Genomic DNA, 23,390 nt, shown 5'->3' on the forward strand with positions numbered 1-23,390 from the left:
CGGTATCAAAATTGTAATGATTGCCGTCATAGCGGCAAAACCATCGAATATGCAAGATGCATCCCGCACTTTGGGGTGCTTTTTTTGTTTGTTCATCAAAATATTAACTTTTTCTCTCTACCGTTGTAAAAAGCTTGTAACTTTTAGTTGTGATCGGTCGTTTATAATTCAGTGTAGGATGGAACAGATTTCTAATTTTAGGTTTTTTGAAGAAATGAACGGGATTTCAAGAAAGGATGAGCGTGATTGCTGGCATGAAGAATTTATTTCTCAGAAAAAGACCTGCCAAGAGCCAGTCAGGCGATGAACATCAACAGGGGGAAACACCGTTGGAGGCATCGACGGAGTCGGGGGAAAATACATACAACAATGAACACGATTACCCGACAAGTAAACCTCCGTTACCTGAAAGTGAAATCGCTTCAGATGAAGTGGCTGCAGCTGCTGTCACTACCGTTGATGAACCCCAGAAGAAGATCAAACCAAAGAAGGATATGCTGCCTCCATATGATGGACCTGTACTGGAGGTGCGTAACGTGCATCGCAGTTTCCAGACAGGCAGTCGCATTATCCATGTGCTCAAAGGCATTGATATGGAAGTGAATCCGCAACAACTGGTCATGCTGAAGGGGCGATCGGGCTCAGGCAAAACAACACTGCTGAATATGCTCGGTGGACTGGATCAGCCTTCAAGTGGAGACATTCTGTTCTCTGGTCAGCCTCTTCAGGATTGGGGAGACCGGCGGCGGACCGCTTTGCGGCGCAAAGAGATCGGTTTTATTTTCCAGGCGTATGCACTCATGCCCTTATTATCTGCTTGGGAAAATGTAGAACTGTCGCTGCGAATGGCGGACGTTCCGCGAGCGGAATGGAAGGACAGGGTTGGTCACTGTCTGGATCTGGTTGGATTATCCAAACGGGTGAAGCACCGACCTTTCGAGATGTCCGGGGGAGAGCAACAGCGGGTGGCTATAGCCAAGGCGATTGCCCATAGACCCAGATTGTTGCTTGCGGATGAGCCTACAGCGGAACTGGATTCCAAGATGGGCGCTCAGGTCATGGCCGTATTCCGCAATATTATTGAAGTAGAACAAGTAACAATATGTATGACTACACACGATCCTACAATTTTGGAGGTTGCGGACCATGTTTATGAAATGGCGGACGGCAGATTTATCAAGTAAAGGGGCCGCTCCGAAGAGGGGGAAACGCGCAGCGATTATTGTACTCGGTGCGATAATGGTTGCAACGATGTCCGGCTGCTCATTGCTGCCGTCAGAAACAGAGGAAGAAGTACTTCCGCCTATTACACCACCAACGATCTCCAAGAAACCGGAATATGAAGTCCGGACGGAAACGTTGGAGAAAAAAGTAAGTGGTAGCGGCAAGATGATGAGTCAGCGGGAAGAGAAGGTGTACTTCACGCTTGATGGCATGCATGTCAAAGAATTAAATGTTAAACCAGGGGATAAAGTGAAAAAGGGTCAACTTCTTGCTGTCCTCGATGTGGAGAGTGTAGAGAAGGAGATCCGTGGCAAGAAACTGGCTATTCGCAAATCCGAAGTTCAAATGAAGGAAACACTCCGCAAGAAGGATGAGATGGACCCGGTAGAGTTCGAAGAATCAACGATTGCGTTCGAAGAACTACGCCAGGAACTCGCTGATCTGGAGGAACAACTGGGCAAAGCCACGTTGACCGCTCCGTTTGGCGGCACCGTTATTGCTGTGCAGGTAGAGAAGGGTGCAACTGTGAAAGCGTATGATCCGATTGCTACGATTGCGGATACATCGAATCTGGTTGTGGCAGCTACCTTTGCCAAGGAAGATCTGGAGAAGTTCTCGGCCGGTATGAAGGCAGAAGTAGATATTAATGGAGCTGGTAAAGTCGCTGGCAAAATTAAAGTTATGCCTATCGCGGAAGCATCGGGAAGCGGCAGTGGCGAAGGGACGGGTGAAGGCGGTACGCCTCCAACCAAGGAAACGCTGGATAAGTATGTCATCGTTACACTTGCAAAAATGCCAAAAGGCGTCGAACGTGGCACACCACTATCGGTCTCGATTGTAACGCAGCGTACCGAGAACGCGATTGTGATTCCTGTATCCGCTTTACGCTCCATCGGTTCAAGAACGTATGTACAAGTGGTGGAGAGTGATGGCAGCAAGCGTGAAGTGGACGTTGAAGTTGGACAGCAGACATCGACAGATGTCGAGATTCTGAAAGGTCTGACCGTAGGTCAGAAAGTAGTGGGACGCTAATGGGGCTGCCATTGCTTCGGTTGCTGTTCCGCAAAATGTGGAACACGCGCTGGATGACCTTCAGCACACTGATCGGATTGATTGTGGCGGTAGCGTTCACCGTCAGTATTCCAATGTATGCCGATGGTGCGTTGAAACGGGTCGTCGCGCAAACGCTGCAGGATAACAGTGAAGGGTTGCCAGCCGGTTCGTTGCTGATGAGTTATCAGGCACCTGGTGGCGTGAAGACAGACACACGGGGTCTGGATGAAGTAGATCGTTATATTCGTGAGGATGTCCCTCGCGACATCGGGTTTCCTTTTCATACGTATGTGAATTCGAGATCCATTCGCAGCACAGAAGTGAGCCCGGAAGATCCAACCAAAGTGGATGCCAGCAGGGCGCGCAGTATGAGTCTGGGCACGATGAGTGGACTGGATGCACAGGTGAATTACTCTGCCGGGGTGAAACCTGGAAACCAGGTCAAAGATGACACGATCGAGGCAGTCATGTTGGAAGAGGGTATGTACCGTAACGACCTGCATATCGGTGACATTCTGGAATATCCAGTGTATAGCGGTCTTGATATCACGTTACGTGTGAAGATTACGGGTTCCTTCAAGGCAGATGATCCGAACAGCCCTTACTGGGTACAAGGATTTGACGGCATGATGAATGGACTATATGTGGATGAATCGGTTTTTAATGATGTTTTACTGAAGGAAAAAGGGATTCCACTTCAAAATTCACGTTGGTATTATGCCTTTGATCTGAAAGAAATTCAAACCAGCCAGTTATCAGGTCTGACTTCCATGCTGGAAAGGCTGGATATCGATCTGTACCAGCGGCTGAAAGATACAAAAGTGGACATCACCTTTGGTGATCTGCTTAAGCAGTTCCGCAGTCAGAGTCTGCAACTGCAGACCATGTTGTTTACCTTGGCAGCACCGATGATTGCGATGGTCTTTTATTTTATTGCGATGAACGCCAGACAGTCATTACAGAAGCAAGAGAGTGATATTGCGGTATTGCGTAGCCGTGGAGCTTCAGCTCGGCAGATCTTCTCTCTTTACTTGCTTGAAGGTATATTCCTGGGCGTTATTGCGTTGATTATTGGACCGTTTCTCGGTTGGTTTATGGCCAAGAGTATTGGTTCAGCAAGTGGCTTTCTCTCGTTCGTAGATCGGAAGTCTATTCCGATCGGTGTATCAAAAGAAGCTATTCTCCTGGGAGTAGCAGCGGTCCTTGTAGCGATCATCGCATCACTTATCCCTGCGATAACTTATGCACGGGCAACCATTGTATCTGCCAAACGGCGGCAAGCACGAACAGACCGTGCTCCAGTATGGCAGCGCTGGTTCCTGGACGTTGTGTTGCTGGGTCTGGCTGGATATGGATACTACCTGTTCTATGAACGTCAGATGTTGACCTTCCAGACCGGAATGACAACCGATCAGTTGCAGGTACAGCCGTTTCTATTCTTTGTACCCGCACTCGCGATCTTTGCGCTTGGACTATTCTTCCTGCGCTTGTTCCCGTGGATATTAAAGCTTATTCAGTTGATCGGTCGCAAGTTTCTCCCGGTCCCGTTGTATCTGACATTAACGCAGTTATCGCGTTCATCTTCTTCATATTATCCGCTGATGATCCTCCTTGTACTGACACTGGGACTTGGGGTGTACAACTCGGCTGCAGCTCGGACGATTGATCTGAATTCCACTGAGCGTACCTTGTACCGTTATGGTTCTGATGTGATTATGCAGACTGTATGGGAAGGAACACCTGAGGTTAAACCCGGTGGTTCCGGACAGAACGGCGGTACGGGTGGAGGTCAACAAGGTGGCGGTAATGGAGGAGGAGGTTCTGCTGGTGGTGGTTCCGGCGGAGGCAATGGCGGTGGAGGTGCTCCAGGTGGTGGTGGCGGTTCTTCGCAGCCATCCAAAGTCATCTACTCCGAACCTCCATTTGAAGTGTTCCGCAGATTAGACGGGGTTGAACATGCAGCACGCGTGCTACAGACCAAAGGCAATATTATCGTCTCTGGTAAATCGGGCGGACAGGGGATGCTGGTCGGAATTGATAATGTGGACTTTGCTCAAGTGGCATGGTTCCGCAACGATCTGTTCCCGGCACATCCCTACAAGTACCTTGACTTGCTTGGTAAATATGAAGGGGCTGTATTGATCTCTTCCAAATTTGCTGACAAGTTCAAACTCAAAACTGGAGACCTCGTCTCCATGGGTGTACAGGGACAGGCGATTGAATTCGTCGTGTTTGGGATCATACCTTACTGGCCAGCGCAGTATCCGGATCAGATGCCATTTTTCGTGGCGAATCTGGATTATATCTATGATCAGGTGCCTTTGATTCCTTATGAGGTGTGGCTGAAAATGGAACCGGATGCCAAAGTGGCTCCACTAATGGAGAAACTTGCAGCAGAAGGCATTGAGTTATCATCTGTACGTGACGTCCGCACAGAATTGGTATCTCAGGCTAAACATCCGTCTCGAGGTGGCGTATTCGGGATACTGAGCCTTGGATTCCTGGTATCGGTTATTATTTCGTTGATCGGATACGTGCTGTACTGGTTCTTCAACCTGTCCGGACGTGTTGTGCAGTTTGGTGTATTACGGGCCATGGGGTTATCCCGGGCACAACTAAGCGGCATGCTGCTGCTGGAGCAGGTGTTCACAGCAGGTCTATCGATCCTGCTAGGTATTGGGATTGGTCAGGTATCCAGTCGTTTATTCCTGCCATTCCTGCAAACGACGGATAATGTATCTGCTCAGGTACCTCCGTTCCGGATTGTGTTTGAACAGCAAGATATGTTGCAACTGTATGGGGTCACCGTAGTGATGCTGGTCATTGGTGCAACGATGTTGCTCTGGCAGATTCGCAGATTGCGAGTTCACCAGGCAGTCAAAATGGGAGAGGAGAGGTAAACGTGATCCAATGCGAAGGACTTGTCAAAATTTTTAAATCCAGCGATGTGGAAGTCGTTGCCCTTCAGGGTCTCAACCTGACTGTCAATCAAGGTGAAATGATGGCGATCATCGGTAACAGCGGTAGCGGTAAATCCACGCTGCTGAATATTCTAGGCGGACTTGATCGTCCTACGGCTGGTACGGCTGTTGTGGGAGACTGGGATTTGCTCAAGATGACAGATGCTCAATTGGTCGAATACAAACGTCATACGGTAGGTTTTATTTGGCAAAATAACGGTCGTAACTTGCTGCCTTATCTCACTGCACTGGAAAATGTGGAGACTCCCATGATACTGGGAGGCAAGCGTGATCGTGCTTACGCGAAACAGTTGCTCGAATGGGTAGGCCTTAAGGATCGGATGCATAACAAATTGCATCAATTGTCAGGGGGAGAGCAACAACGGGTAGCGATTGCGATCTCATTATCCAATCGTCCCAAAATTCTGCTTGCAGATGAACCTACCGGTTCGGTCGATTCCGAGACATGTGATACAATCATGGGCATTTTTCGAAGAATGAACAAGGAACTTGGCGTTACGATTGTCATCGTTACCCATGACTTGACGCTTGCTGGCAAGGTGGACCGGATCGTTGCGATTCGGGACGGCTTGACCAGCACCGAGTTTGTGAAGCGCAACCCGAATCTGGATGATGAGCATAACTTGTCCGAGGCGGGTATGCCAGATATCCATGAAGCATTTGTCATTATTGACCGTGCAGGGCGACTTCAGGTGCCTAAAGAGTATCTGGAGGCCTTATCCATTGATAACCGGGCGACATTGGAATTTGACGGTGAACGTATTGTCATTACACCGCCAAGATAATTAAGAGGGGGAACTGGGAAATGAAGAATAGTATGTGGGGAAAACGTGTGCTGGCTGTCATCGCTACTGCGACGCTAGCACTGCCGCTGATTGCCGGCTGTACGGCAAGTGAGGCGAAGGATACGGAGCAGCGCGTATTGCGTGTGGCTACGATGTGGGGCGGACAGGATGACAGTTACTTCCGTCAGCAATTTACCGATGCTTTTGAACTGACACACCCCAATGTAACGATCGAGATTGTGGCTGCCGTTGATCAGAGCAGCATGTATGGGTACGGTAACACAGAAGAACAGCAGGAAGCTCCGGATACGATGGAAAGTCTGAAGAAGATTATGACTGGGGATAATCCGGTTGACGTCATCGTGGCGGATACCTCTACAGTCAAATCATTAATTCAGGAGAATCTGGTCAAACAGCTGGACCCATTGATGCAGGAAGACAAGTTTGATACCAGTGATATCGTGCCTAGTGTGCTGGAGGGAATTAAGGACCTTGGGGACCAGAGCATCTATGCATTGACACCAACGTTTTCCTCCTCCGCTTTGTTCTATAACAAGGGTATGTTTGAAAAAGCAGGCGTGGAACCACCAACGGACAATATGACTTGGGATGATATTTTCAATCTGGGTACCCGTCTAACGAAAGGTGAAGGTAAAGATCATGTATTTGGTTTCTCCTTCACGACATATCAGGGTGGTCCGCCGTACTACTCCATGCAGCAGTACTACAGCTCGTTGCAGCTGAAGACGTTTGATGACAAAGCAGAGAAGATGACAGTAGATTCTCCTCAATGGGAGAAAGTGTGGAGCACCATCAGCAAACTTGCGATTGACAAAGTTATTCCTAAAGGCGACGAGCCACAGGATCAGAATCCGAGTGGGCGTTATGATCCGGTACAGGGTGACCTATTCCTGAGTGGCAAGTCAGCCATGGTTATTGGTGATTACAGCTATATTAATCAATTAATTGATGCCAATAAAAATGCGGATAAAATGAAAGACTTTACGAAAGTGGATTGGGATGTGGTAACACCTCCAGTTCACCCGGAAGCTCCTGAAATTGGAGGTAGCATCTACCTGAGCAACCTCATGGCGATTAATAGTGCGGCTCAGAACCCGGATGATGCGTGGGAACTGATCAAGTACATGAACAGTGAGGACTGGGCTAAGATTAAAGCACGCAGCAGCTATGAGATGGTATCACGGAAGAGTTTCATTAAGCCCAAAGACGGCCTGGATTATAACATTCAAGCATTCTATTCGCTGAAGCCGATTCCGCCAACAAATACCAATCTGGATAAAATGTATCAAAAATCCCCAGGTTTATGGCAAGTCAATGAAAAAGGTATGGAATATTTCAACCAGGTACTAGAGAACAAAAAGACACCAAAAGAAGCACTTGGTGAGTGGGCAGCTAAAGGAAACGAGATGCTGGAGAAATTGAAAAAGGATCCTAAAGCTACGTTTCAATGAGATTTGATGTAGTAGTCATATCATAAGTTAAGGATAGCCGCTGAAGATTTTAATCTTTGGCGGCTATTTTTATGAAAATGGGGTATTCTACAAAAAGCAGGAATAAATGACGACTCCGGAAAGGACGAGCGGTATGCACTGGGTATATTTCAGCAAGTTGTATGCAACCAAATTTCAGGCAGGGTGTCTGGCCAAACGTATGGAGCAGGATGGGTGGATTTACGGTCATAATGAACCAGCGGAAGTGGAAGTTTATCGATCACGTAAAGGACGTTACGGTGTACGTTTTATTCCCTGACATTACCCCTTGACTTATTGGGATAGAATGGTGTATATTAATTAAGTCGCTGTTTTAATATTTCTTACTGACGCGGGGTGGAGCAGCCCGGTAGCTCGTCGGGCTCATAACCCGAAGGCCGCAGGTTCAAATCCTGCCCCCGCAATTTAATTTCACTTGGATGATTCACAGCCATCATCTGCACGTTATACATTATGTCTAGGGCCCTTAGCTCAGTTGGTTAGAGCGGTCGGCTCATAACCGATTGGTCACAGGTTCGAGTCCTGTAGGGCCCATACTCTTAAAACCCTTGCCTAGCAAGGGTTTTTTTCTGTCTGCATGTAAGCTCTGAAGTAAAAGGTATCTTGTAAATGGTGTCTTTCTAGTATGCCCTTTTTTTCGAATCACGATGTATGTCCATGCCATATCTCAAATCTCGCATATACTACCTTATCCCAACCCATAGGAGGTAGATTTCATGAGTCAATTTCTTGATGCAAGAACATCTCAGAATGCGAGTTTGGCTAACTCTATTGCAATACCAATTCTGGTTATTAATACACCACAATTATTCGGTCAGATTGGTCTGCAAACAGCAGGAGCAGGGGCAAACCCACGGGTACAATTCAAAGGAACGGTGTCTGTGCAACTTCCTTTGGCACTCGTTGGTGTAACTATTACAATTGTTAGGGGGACTTTGGCTACGGACCCTGTGATCTATTCCGCAACGTCTACGTTTAGCTTGAGTGTCCTTGCACCTCAGATTATTACGTTCTCTGCAGATGACTTCAACCCGCCTATCACACCTCAATTGACGTACACTGCATTTATCAGTTCCAACTTGCTCGGTACGATCCGTGTAGGCCCTGAGAACTTTGATGGAGCTGTATATTCCGACTAATGTTGAGCGTCCTTGCCTAAGTAAACTAGATCAATAGTCTTCTTAATTGAAAGGCCTTAAGGACCTGCCCTCAAAAGCAGGTTTTTTTCCTGTTGAAGGGGAAAACTGAACTTCATCGAGTAGGTAGGGTTCTATGATATAATGCATTACAGAGATTGAATGGTATTGGACATCAAATAATACGTGAACATCTGAGAAACGTATGAAATTAGTGATAGAAAGCAGGTTTCCGTTTAATGACGTCAAATGAAAGTCAACGTTTTCGTTACAGTGAAGCTCCGGTATGGGATTGGCAGAGAGCTTATTATGAGCAGAAGGGGCTACAAGCTTGGACAGAGAACCAAGTCCCTCAATATATTACGAGTAATCCAATGATTGCCACGGCGTATGCAGAGATGATCTTTGGCTTTCTTCAGGACCTTTCGAACAAAGGAAAGATTAACGAGACCGTAACCATTCTTGAACTTGGAGCGGGTGTAGGGCGTTTGGCACATCAAGTTCTCCTGAAATTGCTTGAGTTAAAGGAATTTGCTGGAATACCTTTACCGCCTTTCAGATATGTGATGACGGATCTCGTAGCGGAGAATGTGCTGGGTTGGCAGGAGCATCCATCCATGCAATCCTTTATTCAACAAGGTATAGTGGATTTTGCACGTTTTGACGCTGTAGCGGATACGGAATTGAATCTGGTCGTTGCAGGAACGGTTATTCAGCCCGGTGATCTGAAACAACCGTTGTTGTTGATTGCTAATTACTTTTTTGACAGCATTCCACAGGAATTAATCTACATTGGGGATGGCGAGATCTATGAGTGTGATCTGCTTGTACAGTCTCCGGATCGTCGTCTTGATCTTGAGCCCGCTGAGATGCTGAAGAACATGACGCTGAGTTATGAGTATCGCCAAGCGCCCGAATACAGTGCGGATAACTATCCGTATCAGGAGCTTATCACATTGTACAAAGAGGAACTGGAGGATTCGCACATTCTGTTCCCTGCAATCGGGTTGTCCTGTCTCGAACGGTTGAACAAGCTGTCACAGTCAGGTTATGTGTTGATTACCGCTGATAAAGGGGATCATCGCCTGGATAACTGGAAGTTCGCAGAGCCACCTGAATTTGTTCTTCACGGGAGTTTTTCTCTAACGGCTAACTACCATGCGATTCAATATGTTCTTGAACAACAGGGCGCTCATACTCGATTCACAACACATCATTATAAAGATCTGAATGTTGGGTGTATGTTGATGGTTGAAGAACCCATTAGTTATGTGAACACACGTCTGGCCTACCATCGATTTGTTGAACGTTTTGGACCGGATGACTTTTTCAGCATGAAACAATGGGTAGACTCTCGAATAGAGAGTATGGAGTTAAAGCATATTTTGCCGTTTTGGCGTCTGGGTGGATATGATGCGGAGTTCTTGATTCACAGTGCTACCCACATTTCCAGTCTTCTTCCTGATGCAAGTGATGAGGAAATGCTCGATATTCAGTCTGGTATTCATACGATGTGGTCGTCCTACTATGTGATGGAGCAACAAGGAGGTCTCGCATTTCTGGCAGGGCAGCTGTTATATGAGATGTATATGTATGAGGATGCAAAACGGTTTCTGGAGATATCGTTGGTTGCAGATCCGAGTAACCATAATCCAGCCGTCTTATACGATTTGGCTGTGTGCTGTTATGAACTTGAACTGGAAGAAGAAACCCTGTCATATACGCATAAAGTATTGGCTCTGGAACCTGATCATGAAGAGGCAGCAGCGTTGCTCCAGAGTTTTGAATTGATCTGAACGGAACAATTTTAGTATGTCTCCTGTATGTAAAATGTTGGTTATGGTTGTATATAAAATTGAAACTTATTTGGGGTGTAATCGTATTAATGGAATATTCAACCAATCATCTGTTTAAACAGAAAAGGAGACAGAATTATGAAGAAAATGTTATCCGTTGCATTATATCCACTTGCTTGGGTGCTGGGGGCACTGAGTATCTTATCTGGAAATGAAAACAGCGCCCTCTTTGTGAAAGATATCGCTACAGATCGAAGCTATGATGGGCAGGCTATATATGATAGTATTGAACGTAGAAATGCCTAACTACATATCATTCAACTGTAAAGGTAATTGTGTCGTCGAGCAATAACATGAGAACCAATTACTCTTGAAGCGAAGTACGGTGAGCAGGAGTTCTGTTCTGTTCGTGCAACCTTTAAGCCGGTTTCGTACCTTATTCAGGTATGAACCGGCTTTTATTTATGACTGGGGGATACCAGATGAAAATTATCATTGGACAACCGAGGCTCGAACAGCATTTGCTACAGCTTGAAGCCGAACTCAAGCAACACCCTGATGCGGATATTTTGGTTTTTCCTGAAGGTTATCTGAACCAGAATGTTGAGGAAGCTTGCAGGTTGGCGGCTGAATATGGGACCATGATTGTCTCAGGTCATCGCAGACTGGACGAACGTCCAAAGGACCGATCAATTATCATCAGTAAGGCTGGAGAGATTGTATTGGAGAAAGCTAAATATACACCTGCTGAGACGGCTCAGGAACAGGGTTGGGTAATAAGCACTTTGTTGTGTGATGAGCTGGTCCTGCAAGGATTTCGCAATGAGAATATAGGGAATGTGGACATTGTGATGCATTCCATTGGTGTGGGCATGTTCAGTGAAGAACAGTACAGTGAGTGGGTCGAAGAGGCTCGGCAGATCGCACTGAAGCATCAATGTATTGTCATGGGGACAAGCCATGCGGATGGTTCGTACCGTGATAGCGAGATATCCATTCCAATCGCGTATTGTATAACACCTGATGGAGAGGTTGTTCTGGCATCCCGAAGTGATACACGTACTCTTACAATCCTTCTGGACAGAGGAAATACAGACCCTTCACCTCAGGAGTCACAAGAAAAACAACTGAAAATCTCCATCGCCCATTCGGTTAAATCAACGGGTATGAATCCCGGATGAATGGGCTGTTGAACTTGCCGATTCGCCCGGTCACTTGCGCGGAATACGCATATGTTATGGCATACCTTGAAATTCAAAGGAGGCCAATCAAATGAGTCAAGTTGGATACGGTTGTTGTAATGCTGGTGGCGGATGGACTTCTACAAGTGCAATTCTTGTGCTTTTTATCCTGCTCGTGATCATCACAAAATCTTTCTGGCTGTAAGTCACGTATAGAAACGTGCAAACAGTGGGCTCCGCTGAGACTTCAGCGGGGCTTTTCCTGTTTATAAGAAGCAACATATGCCATCCATGACATTTGACAACTGAAAACAATGTGCTTAAAATCACATAAGAGACTATTAACAGAGATTGAAGGGATAGCAATGCCGTTTATTCGCTTTAAAGGATTCACAGGTCCTCAGCTAGAGGAAGTTGTACCCCAAATTACAGAGCAGATGGCCCTAATTACTCATATTCCAAGGGAGAGAATGAAGGCAGAGCGTCATGATGTACAAGCGCTAACACCTTCTCCGGCTTCTATAGAGATTCTGATGTTTCAACGTGACCAGGAGATTCATAATCGGATTGCATCGTCGGTGCAAGCTATTTTGGAAGAAGCATATATGCCGGATGTGCACATTTTCTTCAATATATTGTCACCTACTTTGTATTATAAAAAAGGCAAGCCGCTTACAGATTATCGATTGGATTGAGATTGTGAGGGACGAGCAGAATGTTGCTCGTCTCTTTTGATTTACATATTTTTCGTATGTTTAGCAATGGGATGGTTTCTGTGAATTCTGCTCAACGATAATGAGCATATCGCAGATACAATAAACAAGGCTCCACCGATAAGGTATACCCACCGAACGCCCAGTTGATCGGCGACTAGACCAAAGATAACTATGGATACACTCATAACCGTGGATATCAGGACGCCATGGGTGGCGTATACCTTGGTTAGGGATTCGACAGGTACACTGTTCTGAAGCGCTGTCTGCTGAGCCACATCACGAATCTGATGAACTGGACCCATCAGTATGCATAACACCAGAGCGAGCCATGGCAGGTTGTTTAGACCATAAACGACGGTCAGCAGGCTGAAGAGAAGAGAACCCATGGTCATACTAGCGATTAGATGCTTCTGAATACGTTTGGCTAGTGCAAGAGCCAGAATACCTCCAAGCATGGTTCCAGCAGCGTAACTCGAGTTCATGAGTCCCCACCAACCTTCTCCTCGTCCCAGAGCTTCTTTTGCAAAGGCCAGCGTAACAGCTCCGATCCAGATGGAACCCGCAAGTGCTTGGGCAATGCCCATAAGCGTAATCAGCCGTAATGATGGATTCTTCCAAAGTATACTCCAACCTTCCCTCAATACATTCCGCGATACAGCAGATTTCTGAGGTTGTTCTACATTCCGTGTGAGCGAGCCCATGGCAATCATGAAGATCAGAACGGCCCAGGACAGGCTTGTAGCTGCCCAGAAGGTCTGTGACGCCCCCCAGTTCATCACGGCGAATCCCGTCATGGCGTAACCGACAATGGTTACAGTCTGATTGGAGAAAGATAGTAGGCTATTTGCTTTTATAAGGTCTTCACCTTGAACCAATCGTGGCGTTAAAGTCTTCAGTAACGGAGTTTCCCATCCGTCCAAGAAGGATAATGCAATCACTCCGAGCAATATAAGCGGCAGTTGTGAAATCAAGTGATTCAACGAAATGGCTATACAGGTCATGATTAATGTTTTGGCTATGGAAATGCTGATCAATAGTCTGGAGAATGGGAAACGGTTCACAAGTAATGGCAAAGTGAGACCGGCTATTATGCGTGCAATGATCTGAATAAGTGGAAACATTGCAGCAGAGAGTACCGATCCAGTGAGACCGTATATGAATGTAGTAATGACCATGATATATATGACATTAATAAGCGAGAGCAGCGTCTTGGCGGCCCAGTACGGATAAAATGCGATGTTCATGCCAATGATGTCCTTTCCGAAACGATATATCTATATTACGGGCATTGTCATCATTGCACCACAAACAAAGTTATCATTTTCCCGTCATTTCATCACAAAAAAACTGCCCAACAGGGCAGTCATCTTCTAATGCCTATAGTTCATGCCATAGCAAGTGTGAAGGCGATAAGCAACATCAGCAGGCTGGTCGTTCTGACCATAGTCATATAAGGCCTGCTGGGTTCGGCTTCGCCCCGGGAAATCCAGCCATAGCGCAGATACCAGCCGAATTTTGGGAAACAGAGATTGATGATACAGAGTACCATGAATATAAAAAAGAGGGTTCTCATACCCATCTTCCTTTCTCACTTACATAACGGATCTTATTTTAACGTTTGCGTCTGGTAAAAAAGACTACAATCAAAATAATAATGATGATAATTAACAGAAATTTCATGTATGTTCCTCCTGGTGAGTAGTTAGGTTATTGTGGAATGTTAGTTATCAACTATTACCCATAAACCACATGACTTGAATAACTATGTTACAATTAAAATATATTGATTTAATATCAACACATTCCGACTGGTTAGTTTTCTCTCCTTATAATGTACGATTGCAGAATATATAAACATTAATGTGTGTGAGATGAAGGAGGAAGGCATGAGCCAACATAATCAACTCTCATTACAATGGGAATTTATCATCTCGAAAGTGAAATCCTCCGTGACGGTGGTCGATGCTACCTTGCCTGAGCTTCCGCTCATGTATGTAAACGAACACTTTACCCAACTGACAGGATATACGTATGAAGAGTCTGTCGGACACAATTGCCGATTTTTGCAAGGGCAGGATACAGACCCGGAAACGATAATGCAGATTCGTGATGCAATAAAGAAACAACAATCCATTAAGATTGATATTTTAAATTATACAAAAAGTGGTCAGAAGTTCTGGAACGAATTGAATATCGATCCGATCTTTAATGAATCCGGAGAGTGTTTATATTTTGTAGGCATTCAATACGATATTTCAGAACGGAAGTATGCCGAACAGCAGTTGAAGTTTGCAACTTCCATGGCTGAGATGAACAGCAGAGGGCAATTGGAATTCATCGGCAAGCTGAATCACGAGCTTCGTACCCCGCTTAACGGCATTATGGGCATGATCGAACTTGCCAGTATGGGTGAAACTACGGATGAGCAGACAGAATATCTGGAGCTTGCACGTCAATCAGGTGAGGCGCTGCTGAACATCATTAACAATAGCCTGGATATGGCGAAACTGGGCAGAGGCAAAATGGATGTTGAAAACATTGAGTTTCAGCCGTTGAAGCTGATCCAACAGATTGTGAAGACACATGAACCTGCGGCACGGAATAAACAAATTCGTTTGCTCTGTCATGCTGATCTGAATGTTCCTGATGTGCTTATCGGTGATCCGCTAAGACTTCGGCAGGTACTGGATAATTTGCTGAGTAATGCAATTAAGTTCACGGAACAAGGTGAAGTGCAGTTACAGGTGGATGTGAGACAACAACTGATGGATACCGTTGTATTGGTATTTTCTGTGCGTGATACGGGAATTGGCATTCCTCAGCATCAGATCGAACCATTGTTTGATGCATTTACCCAGACCGACATCTCCCATGCGCGCCGATTTGGCGGAAGCGGTCTTGGTCTGACCATCTGCAAAGAACTGCTGGAACTGATGAATGGTCAGATTTCGGTGGAGAGTACAGAGGGGAAAGGTACACAGTTTGAGGTGACACTGCCCTTGCTGCGCCAACAGGCCATTCCCAATGTAGGATAATCAATCAAGCAGGACAGCCGGGCGGTCTCGGCTGTTTTTTTATTATATTGGATTGTTTTGCGAACGGGCGTTCTGTTATAATGCAAGTGTTGAATGGGGGAGACACAGCATGAGTAAGAGACGCACAAGAAGAAAGCGTAAAGGTAAACAAGGTTTCAAAAAGCAGGTTCTGACGCTGGTAGCGATGCTGCTGGTAGCCCTCTACGCCTGGGCTGGGGGAGAATGGCCCGAGGAGATACCTAATCCATTCGGTGGGACTAATAAGAGTGTAGACCATACCATTACGTTCCCTTCAGAGCGTTACCCCGAAACAGCCAACCATATTAAAGCTGCTATCAAGGCAGGGCATTCGGATGTATGCACCATTAATCGTAATGGAGCGGAAGGCAATCGGGATCTATCACTTAAGGGTGTTCCGGTCAAAAAAGGTAAGGATCGTGACGAGTGGCCCATGGCGATGTGTGCTGAGGGAGGAACAGGTGCAGATATCCAGTACATTACCCCGAAGGATAATCGTGGTGCAGGTTCATGGGTAGGGAATCAGTTAAGTACATATCCGGATGGAACACGAGTGAAGTTTGTAGTGAAGTAACAACAGGATATGGTTGGGCAGAAATAAGGATTGTAAGGCCTTTGTTGTGAGGTCAGTGGCAGCGTGGTACAGGATAAGTAGAAGAGAAAAACCAGACGTGCATGCGTCTGGTTTTTTGGTGTAAAGTGCTGGCATAAATAGATCTAGTTAACGTATCTATACGGGAACTGGAGTTTCTAGGATTACAGAGCCGACTAAACGAGTTGCATTCCGCTTAAATGATGAGACCGGATGCTTAACAGACGCGTAACATGTTCCACCTCATCAAACGGTATCCACAGACTGCCGTGGACCGTACGTAAGGAAAGAATGGATGTATCAGCGGTACGCTCGGGAAATCCGGTTACCGTCTGACCGCTTGTATTACGAACCATGATCTGTTGCTTGCGCCGGATGGCAATTTCTACCTCTTTTTTCATAAGTCATTGCTCCTGATTATGAGATGTTAAATCCATATGTCAATGTTTTCAATGGTTAATTTGTCTTCTTTATCTAGTCTATCAGAACTAGGTATAGATTTCCAGAAGAGAAATCAACATTCTTCTAGGTGATTTGTCTTAGCTGTGGACGAACCGTTTTTGAATGGGGATTAAGGGGTTATATTAGGGTAAAAGGAGGGGAACGGAATGACACAATTGATTATTGGGCTGGCCCGTACCGAGAACGAGGCTATAATTATGCTGAATAAGGTGAAAGAGGAAGGCGTCAAGGAGAAAAATTTAGGAGCGGTGGCCAAGGAGCAGCTTAATCTGGAGCTGGTGAGCGAAAAGACGGGGCTACCCAAACCTTTGAAGGGTGCCGGAACAGATGGTGCCTTTGGCGCTCTGAAAGGCATATTGGCTGGTCTGGGGAAGCGAATGGATCAGACGATGTCGATCGGAAATGCAGTGCGTAGACTCGCTGGTAATGAGATTGGAAGTGAGACCGATGATTTGGTGCTTACACTGACTGAAGCGGGAATCTCGGAGGAGGATGCGCGGTATTACGAAGATTGGCTGTTAAAGGACCATATCTTGGTTATCGTGGAGTGCAGTGAGGAAGAAGCGGCTCGTGTTCGACCTATTTTACTTTTTAGTTTAATTTAAGGCTGATTTTAGGTTTCTTTAATGTTGGGGAGGTATTCTTATCTCACACCTCCCTTAATATAGATTGGTTTACCGGAAGTCCGGGACCGCAACTCGGACTTCCTAGGCACTGTGAGCTGACGCTTGCAGTGCCTGTTTCATTTTTTTAAGTTGAACTAAAGATTATTTACACTGACACTCCGATGACAGAATAACCTTCTAATCGCTGTTATCCCCAGATTTTTTCGATTCCCTCTTCTCAAGGGGAAATCCGGTGATAAAGGCGAACGCTTCGCTTTTTCAGTTTTTTCTGTCCTCTCCGTTATCGTGTAAATCATTAGTTAAACTTATATAGTTAGATTATTTTATAAAAAAGTGTTGCAAAGTTAATTAGTTCATGGTAAGATATTTCTTGTCGCCAAGAAATACATAATCCTGCCGGGGTGGCGGAATTGGCAGACGCACAGGACTTAAAATCCTGCGGTAGGTGACTACCGTACCGGTTCGATCCCGGTCCTCGGCATCTTAAAAAGAAGATCGTATGACGCTTGTTAACCAAGCTGCATGCGATCTTTTTTTGTGTTCTTTAATATGATCGTCACTTCATTGCAGACCACATCACCATGCAGCTCATAAACATAAACCCTGCATAATACATATCAGAAGGGACATTTACCTGACTTTTATGAAGAGAGAGAACAATGGTGTATACTATCCGTAGGCATATATTACCTTTACCTTGCTGAACGATATAGGTTCAACTACACATGTACACGATAACGGAGAGGACAGATGTTGTTCTGTCATCGGAGTGCCCGTGTAAATAAACATATTTGAACTTATGTAGAGTCACAAAACCAATAAAACAATCTTATGGACGGAGGACTCAAGTTTATGTTGAAACAGCTTAAGCCATACAAGGTGTTACAGGAGCGCAGAATCGAAGAACTGAAATCGGATGCGTATCTATTGGAACATCAGAAATCCGGAGCCAAAATTGTACTTTTGTCCAATCAGGACGACAACAAAGTATTCAGTATCGGTTTCCGTACACCTCCGGAAGATGATACAGGGGTAGCCCATATCCTAGAACACTCCGTGCTCTGTGGGTCCAAGAAATTTCCGGCCAAGGATTCTTTTGTTGAGTTGCTGAAAGGTTCATTAAATACATTCCTTAACGCCATGACGTATCCCGATAAGACGATCTACCCGATCGCGAGTCGTAATGATCATGACTTCCATAACCTGATGGATATTTACCTAGATGCGGTATTGAATACAAATATTTATGAGAATGAAAAGATATTTTTGCAGGAAGGTTGGAACTACAACCTGGCCTCTGCAGATGATGAGTTAACCTACAACGGAGTTGTATATAACGAGATGAAGGGGGCCTTTTCTTCACCGGAACGAATGGTGCGCAGAGAAGTGCTGAACTCCCTTTTCCCGGATACCACATACTCCTCCGAGTCTGGCGGATTCCCGGAAGCTATTCTGGATTTAACGTATCAGGGGCTGCTGGATTTCCACACGAGATACTATCATCCTTCCAACAGTTACATCTATCTCTACGGGGATATGGATATGGAAGAGAAGCTGCAATGGCTGGATGAGAACTACCTGAGTGCATATGATCGAATCGAGATTGATTCGGTCATTCAACTTCAACCTGCCTTTGCAGAACGGGTAGACACAGTTAAGACTTACTCTGCGGGAAGTACGGAATCGGAAGTGGATAACAGCTTCTTGACCTATAACGCGGTGATCGGCACAAGTCTAGACAAGGAACTGAACATTTCGTTTCAAATTTTGTTATACGCCCTGCTGAACGCTCCGGGAGCGGTACTGAAGCAGGCGTTGCTGGATAAAGGAATCGCGAAGGACGTCTACGGTTCCTATGATGACAGTCTGTATCAGCCTGTGTTCACTGTGGGACTGAAGAAGAGCAATCTGGCGAGCAAAGAGGATTTCCTGGGAACGGTCAAAGAAGTGCTTGAGCGTGTGGTAAAAGAAGGTTTTGATCCAAAAGCGCTGCTTGCTGGAATTAACTCGTATGAGTTCAATCACAGGGAAGCGGACTATGGCAGAATGCCGAAGGGCTTGATCTACGGATTCTCCTCTCTGCAAAGCTGGTTGTACGATGAAGAAGCGCCTTTCACTCATTTAGAAGCCAATGACGTATTTGCTGAACTGCGGACAAAAATGAACGAAGGTTACTTCGAGCAACTGATTGAGAAATATATTTTGCAGAACACACATACTTCTTTTGTGGCGCTTACCCCGGATAAGGGGCTGAACTCACGCAAGGAGGAAGCGTTGAAAGAACGTCTGAAAACTATTCAGGCCGGTCTTAGTGAGGAAGAAGTTCAGACGTTGATTCAGAAAACAGAAGCGCTCGCCGAGTATCAGAATACACCTTCAACCAAAGAGCAGCAGCAGGTCATTCCGACGTTATCGATTGAAGATATTGAACCGAAGGCCTCTACGTTGCATCAAACGGTGAGCCAGGTCGATGGCACAACCATTCTCCATCATAACCTCTACACCAACGGAATTGGTTATCTGAGACTGTTGTTTGATATCAAAGAAGTGCCACGTCATCTCCTGCCGTATGCAGGGTTGCTGAAAAATGTACTGGGTTACGTGGATACTCAAAACTACTCGTTCAATGAACTGTCCAATGAAATCCATATCCATTCGGGTGGTATTCATAGCGGGATAGGATCTTATGCTAACGCGCATAAGCACAATGAATTCAAGGCTACCTATGAGTTCAACGCAAAAGTGTTGTATGACAAGCTTGGATTTGCCTTTGATATGATCAAAGAAATCGTGTTCACGTCCCAATTTGATAATTCGAAGCGGTTATATGAGATCATCTCTCAGATGAAAGGTAACCTGCAACGTAATCTGATCAATAGTGGACATTCAGCAGGAATTGGCCGGTCTTCGTCCAAACATTCAGCGGTTGCGGATTTCAGAGAAGCTGTGAGTGGTATCGCGTTTTACCAGTGGCTTGAGGATCTTCAGGAGAACTTTGAGGCGAGAAAAGAAGAGTTATCTTCCAGTCTGCAAGAGTTGACGGGGTATATTTTCAGACCGGAGAACTTGCTTGTTAGTTATACTGCCGATGAGCAGGGATATGAAGGACTGGAGCAACAGGTATCCGATCTGAAAGCGAAGCTGTTCACACATGAGGTTGCCAAGGAAGAATTTACATTCACACCGGCTACTCATAAGGAAGGATTCCGTTCTCCTTCAGAGGTGCAGTACGTGGTGCAAACGGGCAATTATATCGACAAAGGATATCAATACACCGGCTCACTACGGGTCTTGCAGGGAATCCTGTCTCTGGATTACTTGTGGACGAATATCCGGGCCAAAGGCGGAGCTTATGGCTGCATGTCAGGCTTCAGACGGAACGGAGACAGCTACGTTGCATCGTATCGTGATCCGAACCTGGATAAAACGTACAAAGTATATGAAGAAATACCGCAGTATTTGAACGAGTTCCGGGCAGACGAGCGGGAGATGACGCGTTATATCATTGGTGCGATTCAGGATCTCGATACGCCGAGAACACCTTATGGCGAAGGAGCATTCTCGCTGGAGTGTTATCTGTCGAATGTGACTGAAGCGGATCTGCAACAGGAACGTGACGAAGTGTTAAGCACGAAGGAAAGCGACATTATCGGTTTTGCTGAGCTTTTATCGGCCATACTTGAACAGCAACAGCGCTGCGTGATCGGTAATGAGAACAAGATTGAGGAACAGAAACAAATGTTTGACGAAACGCTGGATTTAATTAAAAACTAAGCGTTAGTCTCGTTTATTCCACGATCCAATAAGCGTCAAAGCGAAAGGCACTTTTATGAGCTGGTTTCAACAGCTTATAGAAGTGCCTTTTCTAATGGGGAGGGACTGTCTCCATCCCATATGAGAATGTGTGACACACTGCGTTGTTCAGGTGACAGCGAGCATGTTGTATATTTTCAGGGTCCGCAGATCTTCCTTTGAGATTTTTAATTCATTATATAACTCCTGATTCTCGGGCAGCGGGGTTCTGGAGAATAACATTTTGAGCGCGATAGGCATGAAAGGTCTGAAGGAGACACCAGCCATCAGTCCCCACTTTTTCTCCGATTCCTGAAAAGACGCCAGAATATTAATGTATAGATTCTCCAGCGGCGTGGCCTGATTTTTCAAAATCAGCGTGGTGAGTGTATCATAATGCTCGGTGTGGCCCCAATACATATTCTCGCACTCCTGGTAGTTCTCAAAATCCTTCACATTCATATACATCACGGTGCGATAACGGTTGGCATCCGATTGAGCCATCATGTCAATGACACAACGAATGAGACTGTTGTTACGCCCGTCATAGAAGTAAGAATAGAAACGTGTGGAGTTCTTGAAAAAGCTGGACGGGACCGCATTCATCAGGGGAGATGCATGCCTTGGTTCTTGGTACAAGAGTTGCTCCACCTGAATGTTGAGCGCGTTCGCAATATGATGTAACGTGACCAGATCAAGTGTAATATCTCCGCTCTCATATTTGGACAGAGTACCCTTGCTCTTGAAGATCTGATCCGCAAGCTGTTGAATGGTCAGTCCCCGCCACTTCCGAAAGTTTCGTATTTTCTTGCCAACTTCCTGATTGATATTGTTCATAACCGGTTCTCCTTATGCCAATGTTTCTTGAGAGTACGTGAAAATGATGAAAGTCATTCATAAAAATGATGGTATATGAGAAATATATCACTTTTTCACGGAAATACCTATTCTGGAGAAACAATTAACTTCATTTGTTTCGTCAGGATAGATTGTATTACATTTGATGCAATTCCTGCGTCATGAAATAATAGGTGTAATACGACATGAAACGACAATGAAAAAGTAAAGCAGATAGAGGAGCAGAAGCTATGAAATATAACTTTGATGAGATTATCGACCGCACAGGAACAAATGCGATGAATACGGATGGTTTCCGTCAATATATTTTTAACGCCACAGAGGACATGACTTTTCCATTCAAAGATGAAGAATTCATTCGCATGTGGATTGCAGATATGGAATTTGCCACACCTCCCGAGATTCTGGATGCAGTTAAGGAACGTCTGGACCGTAGAATCATGGGTTACTCTCAGGTATTTGATCCGGCATACTATGAAGCTGTCTCGAACTGGATGAAAAGATACTATGACTGGTCCTTCCCGAAGGAGCATTTGGAGACCTCAAACGGGATCATTCCCGCTTTGTATGAACTGGTGGAATATATCTGTCAGTCGGATGAGAAAGTACTGATCGTGACCCCATCCTATGGTTTCTTCAAGTCAGCTGCGGAGCATAATGATCTTGAACTGGTGTGTTCGGATATGCTCAATGAGCAGGGACGTTACTCGATTGATTATGAGGATTTTGAAGCTAAGGCCAAGGATGAGAAGGTAAGGGTATGTATTTTCTGCAACCCGCATAATCCGTCTGGACGTGTCTGGACAACGGAAGAGTTACAACGTGTGGGTGAGATCTGCCTGCGGAACAACGTATGGGTCATTTCGGATGAGATTCACTGTGATCTGCTGCGGACGGGTAAGAGACATACGCCACTTGCAAAGCTGTTCCCGGATATGGATCGAATCATTACATGTATGTCCCCGAGCAAAACATTCAACATGGCTGGTCTGATGTTCTCTAATGTCATCATTCCGAATAAGGCACTTCGAGACATCTGGCAGGCACGCCATTATGGTTTCAAAAACCCACTAAGCATTGCTGCCACTCAAGCGGCTTACGAAATGGGTGATGAATGGCTGAAACAATTAAAAGGGTATCTAGACGCCAATTTCGCCTGCGTAGAACAGTATGTGAAGCAGCATCTGCCACGGGCTGTTTTTCACATCCCGGAAGCCACGTATCTGGCCTGGATCGATATTTCGGCATATGCTCCCCAAAATGTAAGTTTACCTTTATTCTTCGCTGAGCAAGCGGGTGTATTGCTCGAAGATGGTCATATGTTTGTAGCCAATGGTGAGGGTTGCATTCGGTTGAATCTGGCTTGTCCCCGTTCTGTCCTTCAGGAAGGGTTACGAAGAATCAGTAGTGTGCTTGTGAAAGAAGTCGAAGAGGTGCCCGTTCAAGTATAAAGTCATCAAGTCATCACGCAATAGCGAGATGACTTTTTTGTATGAGGCGTGCCCAGAAAAGCACGCATCTTCTAGCCGGTGAAAGTCCGGTCGCAGGAGGGGCCAAGCCCCTGCGTAGCTAGGATACTTGCGTATGGCGAAATCTGTGCGTAAAAGCGTATCGACAAAAGTAC

At 45.6% G+C, this 23,390-nt stretch carries 21 protein-coding genes and 3 tRNA genes; 20 read left to right on the top strand and 4 right to left on the bottom strand.

All coding sequences use genetic code 11. The features are described from left to right. Positions 1–254: 254 nt before the first annotated feature. The 14 genes from CXK86_RS25695 (at position 255) to CXK86_RS25755 (ending at position 12,362) form a co-directional block, all read left to right on the top strand. Positions 255–1,184: an ABC transporter ATP-binding protein gene (locus CXK86_RS25695; protein ID WP_253501909.1), complete on the top strand. Its 930-nt coding sequence runs from the start codon at positions 255–257 to the stop codon at positions 1,182–1,184. Further along, entirely contained in the window at positions 1,147–2,256 is a 1,110-nt protein-coding gene (locus CXK86_RS25700; protein ID WP_036614803.1) for an efflux RND transporter periplasmic adaptor subunit, read from the top strand. Before CXK86_RS25695 ends, CXK86_RS25700 begins: the two co-directional genes overlap by 38 nt. After that, positions 2,256–5,177: an ABC transporter permease gene (locus CXK86_RS25705; RefSeq protein ID WP_076250790.1), complete on the top strand. Its 2,922-nt coding sequence runs from the start codon at positions 2,256–2,258 to the stop codon at positions 5,175–5,177. The genes CXK86_RS25700 and CXK86_RS25705 overlap by 1 nt, the downstream gene beginning before the upstream one ends. 2 nt (positions 5,178–5,179) lie before the next feature. Continuing rightward, entirely contained in the window at positions 5,180–6,043 is an 864-nt protein-coding gene (locus CXK86_RS25710) for an ABC transporter ATP-binding protein (RefSeq protein WP_036614799.1), read from the top strand. A 20-nt stretch (positions 6,044–6,063) separates the two neighbouring features. After that, positions 6,064–7,515 carry an ABC transporter substrate-binding protein gene (locus CXK86_RS25715; RefSeq protein WP_036674852.1) on the top strand — a complete coding sequence of 484 codons (1,452 nt, stop codon included), beginning with the start codon at positions 6,064–6,066 and terminating at the stop codon, positions 7,513–7,515. Between the two features lie 106 nt (positions 7,516–7,621). Next, positions 7,622–7,813: a hypothetical protein gene (locus tag CXK86_RS25720; RefSeq protein WP_047843730.1), complete on the top strand. Its 192-nt coding sequence runs from the start codon at positions 7,622–7,624 to the stop codon at positions 7,811–7,813. Between the two features lie 71 nt (positions 7,814–7,884). Beyond that, a tRNA-Met gene (locus tag CXK86_RS25725) sits at positions 7,885–7,958 on the top strand. A gap of 56 nt (positions 7,959–8,014) precedes the next feature. Then, positions 8,015–8,088: transfer RNA gene (locus tag CXK86_RS25730), tRNA-Ile, on the top strand. Positions 8,089–8,270: 182 nt separating this feature from the next. Beyond that, positions 8,271–8,693 carry a hypothetical protein gene (locus CXK86_RS25735; protein WP_036614795.1) on the top strand — a complete coding sequence of 141 codons (423 nt, stop codon included), beginning with the start codon at positions 8,271–8,273 and terminating at the stop codon, positions 8,691–8,693. 236 nt (positions 8,694–8,929) lie between these two features. Further along, positions 8,930–10,486 (top strand): tetratricopeptide repeat protein, encoded by a 1,557-nt coding sequence (locus CXK86_RS25740; protein WP_076250792.1) that lies wholly within the window; start codon positions 8,930–8,932, stop codon positions 10,484–10,486. A gap of 138 nt (positions 10,487–10,624) precedes the next feature. Next, complete coding sequence (locus tag CXK86_RS32300) at positions 10,625–10,792, top strand: hypothetical protein (RefSeq protein WP_179087852.1); 168 nt, start codon at positions 10,625–10,627, stop codon at positions 10,790–10,792. Positions 10,793–10,968: 176 nt separating this feature from the next. After that, complete coding sequence (locus tag CXK86_RS25745) at positions 10,969–11,667, top strand: carbon-nitrogen hydrolase family protein (protein WP_076250794.1); 699 nt, start codon at positions 10,969–10,971, stop codon at positions 11,665–11,667. Between the two features lie 91 nt (positions 11,668–11,758). After that, the gene (locus CXK86_RS25750; RefSeq protein ID WP_082219140.1) at positions 11,759–11,872 is read left to right on the top strand and encodes a YjcZ family sporulation protein; all 114 of its coding nucleotides are present in this window, start codon (positions 11,759–11,761) and stop codon (positions 11,870–11,872) included. Between the two features lie 160 nt (positions 11,873–12,032). Then, the gene (locus CXK86_RS25755) at positions 12,033–12,362 is read left to right on the top strand and encodes a DUF1904 family protein (protein ID WP_036614785.1); all 330 of its coding nucleotides are present in this window, start codon (positions 12,033–12,035) and stop codon (positions 12,360–12,362) included. Positions 12,363–12,403: 41 nt separating this feature from the next. On the opposite strand, the gene CXK86_RS25760 is transcribed toward CXK86_RS25755, so the two are convergent. Together CXK86_RS25760 and CXK86_RS33075 are read right to left on the bottom strand one after the other, a co-directional pair. After that, positions 12,404–13,627 (bottom strand): MFS transporter, encoded by a 1,224-nt coding sequence (locus tag CXK86_RS25760; RefSeq protein ID WP_076250796.1) that lies wholly within the window; start codon positions 13,625–13,627, stop codon positions 12,404–12,406. 140 nt (positions 13,628–13,767) lie between these two features. Continuing rightward, on the bottom strand, positions 13,768–13,962 hold the full coding sequence (locus CXK86_RS33075) for a DUF6199 family natural product biosynthesis protein (RefSeq protein ID WP_036614780.1): 195 nt from the start codon (positions 13,960–13,962) through the stop codon (positions 13,768–13,770). 307 nt (positions 13,963–14,269) lie between these two features. Here CXK86_RS33075 and CXK86_RS25770 point away from each other — a divergent pair, with 307 nt between their 5' ends. Both CXK86_RS25770 and CXK86_RS25775 read left to right on the top strand, forming a co-directional pair. Continuing rightward, positions 14,270–15,418 carry a sensor histidine kinase gene (locus CXK86_RS25770; protein ID WP_076250797.1) on the top strand — a complete coding sequence of 383 codons (1,149 nt, stop codon included), beginning with the start codon at positions 14,270–14,272 and terminating at the stop codon, positions 15,416–15,418. A gap of 109 nt (positions 15,419–15,527) precedes the next feature. Beyond that, a complete protein-coding gene (locus CXK86_RS25775) occupies positions 15,528–16,010 on the top strand; it encodes a NucA/NucB deoxyribonuclease domain-containing protein (protein ID WP_076250799.1) in 483 nt (160 codons plus the stop codon). Positions 16,011–16,204: 194 nt separating this feature from the next. Here the strand turns inward: CXK86_RS25775 and CXK86_RS25780 are convergent, their stop codons facing one another. Beyond that, the gene (locus CXK86_RS25780; protein ID WP_017687353.1) at positions 16,205–16,429 is read right to left on the bottom strand and encodes a hypothetical protein; all 225 of its coding nucleotides are present in this window, start codon (positions 16,427–16,429) and stop codon (positions 16,205–16,207) included. Positions 16,430–16,636: 207 nt separating this feature from the next. On the opposite strand from CXK86_RS25780, the gene CXK86_RS25785 reads away from it, so the two are divergent. The 3 genes from CXK86_RS25785 (at position 16,637) to CXK86_RS25795 (ending at position 20,890) form a co-directional block, all read left to right on the top strand. After that, entirely contained in the window at positions 16,637–17,095 is a 459-nt protein-coding gene (locus tag CXK86_RS25785; RefSeq protein ID WP_076250801.1) for a general stress protein, read from the top strand. Positions 17,096–17,511: 416 nt separating this feature from the next. After that, positions 17,512–17,597 (top strand) — tRNA-Leu (locus tag CXK86_RS25790). Positions 17,598–17,968: 371 nt separating this feature from the next. Continuing rightward, positions 17,969–20,890: an insulinase family protein gene (locus CXK86_RS25795; RefSeq protein WP_076250803.1), complete on the top strand. Its 2,922-nt coding sequence runs from the start codon at positions 17,969–17,971 to the stop codon at positions 20,888–20,890. Between the two features lie 147 nt (positions 20,891–21,037). On the opposite strand, the gene CXK86_RS25800 is transcribed toward CXK86_RS25795, so the two are convergent. Further along, positions 21,038–21,745: a helix-turn-helix domain-containing protein gene (locus CXK86_RS25800; protein WP_017687366.1), complete on the bottom strand. Its 708-nt coding sequence runs from the start codon at positions 21,743–21,745 to the stop codon at positions 21,038–21,040. 251 nt (positions 21,746–21,996) lie between these two features. Here CXK86_RS25800 and CXK86_RS25805 point away from each other — a divergent pair, with 251 nt between their 5' ends. After that, on the top strand, positions 21,997–23,217 hold the full coding sequence (locus tag CXK86_RS25805; RefSeq protein ID WP_076250805.1) for a MalY/PatB family protein: 1,221 nt from the start codon (positions 21,997–21,999) through the stop codon (positions 23,215–23,217). Positions 23,218–23,390 lie beyond the last annotated feature (173 nt).

Source organism: Paenibacillus sp. BGI2013 (assembly GCF_002843485.1).
Taxonomy (GTDB): Bacteria; Bacillota; Bacilli; order Paenibacillales; family Paenibacillaceae; genus Paenibacillus; species Paenibacillus amylolyticus.

Excerpts from the sequence above, each read along its gene's own strand:
- CXK86_RS25720 (WP_047843730.1), top strand. The coding sequence starts at position 7,622 with ATGACGACTCCGGAAAGGACGAGCGGTATGCACTGGGTATATTTCAGC.
- CXK86_RS25755 (WP_036614785.1), top strand. The coding sequence starts at position 12,033 with ATGCCGTTTATTCGCTTTAAAGGATTCACAGGTCCTCAGCTAGAGGAA.
- CXK86_RS25695 (WP_253501909.1), top strand. The coding sequence starts at position 255 with ATGAAGAATTTATTTCTCAGAAAAAGACCTGCCAAGAGCCAGTCAGGC.
- CXK86_RS25795 (WP_076250803.1), top strand. The coding sequence starts at position 17,969 with ATGTTGAAACAGCTTAAGCCATACAAGGTGTTACAGGAGCGCAGAATC.
- CXK86_RS25760 (WP_076250796.1), bottom strand. The coding sequence starts at position 13,627 with ATGAACATCGCATTTTATCCGTACTGGGCCGCCAAGACGCTGCTCTCG.
- CXK86_RS25700 (WP_036614803.1), top strand. The coding sequence starts at position 1,147 with ATGTTTATGAAATGGCGGACGGCAGATTTATCAAGTAAAGGGGCCGCT.
- CXK86_RS32300 (WP_179087852.1), top strand. The coding sequence starts at position 10,625 with ATGAAGAAAATGTTATCCGTTGCATTATATCCACTTGCTTGGGTGCTG.
- CXK86_RS25705 (WP_076250790.1), top strand. The coding sequence starts at position 2,256 with ATGGGGCTGCCATTGCTTCGGTTGCTGTTCCGCAAAATGTGGAACACG.
- CXK86_RS25805 (WP_076250805.1), top strand. The coding sequence starts at position 21,997 with ATGAAATATAACTTTGATGAGATTATCGACCGCACAGGAACAAATGCG.
- CXK86_RS25735 (WP_036614795.1), top strand. The coding sequence starts at position 8,271 with ATGAGTCAATTTCTTGATGCAAGAACATCTCAGAATGCGAGTTTGGCT.
- CXK86_RS25800 (WP_017687366.1), bottom strand. The coding sequence starts at position 21,745 with ATGAACAATATCAATCAGGAAGTTGGCAAGAAAATACGAAACTTTCGG.
- CXK86_RS25750 (WP_082219140.1), top strand. The coding sequence starts at position 11,759 with ATGAGTCAAGTTGGATACGGTTGTTGTAATGCTGGTGGCGGATGGACT.
- CXK86_RS25775 (WP_076250799.1), top strand. The coding sequence starts at position 15,528 with ATGAGTAAGAGACGCACAAGAAGAAAGCGTAAAGGTAAACAAGGTTTC.
- CXK86_RS25745 (WP_076250794.1), top strand. The coding sequence starts at position 10,969 with ATGAAAATTATCATTGGACAACCGAGGCTCGAACAGCATTTGCTACAG.
- CXK86_RS25740 (WP_076250792.1), top strand. The coding sequence starts at position 8,930 with ATGACGTCAAATGAAAGTCAACGTTTTCGTTACAGTGAAGCTCCGGTA.
- CXK86_RS33075 (WP_036614780.1), bottom strand. The coding sequence starts at position 13,962 with ATGGGTATGAGAACCCTCTTTTTTATATTCATGGTACTCTGTATCATC.
- CXK86_RS25770 (WP_076250797.1), top strand. The coding sequence starts at position 14,270 with ATGAGCCAACATAATCAACTCTCATTACAATGGGAATTTATCATCTCG.
- CXK86_RS25715 (WP_036674852.1), top strand. The coding sequence starts at position 6,064 with ATGAAGAATAGTATGTGGGGAAAACGTGTGCTGGCTGTCATCGCTACT.
- CXK86_RS25785 (WP_076250801.1), top strand. The coding sequence starts at position 16,637 with ATGACACAATTGATTATTGGGCTGGCCCGTACCGAGAACGAGGCTATA.
- CXK86_RS25780 (WP_017687353.1), bottom strand. The coding sequence starts at position 16,429 with ATGAAAAAAGAGGTAGAAATTGCCATCCGGCGCAAGCAACAGATCATG.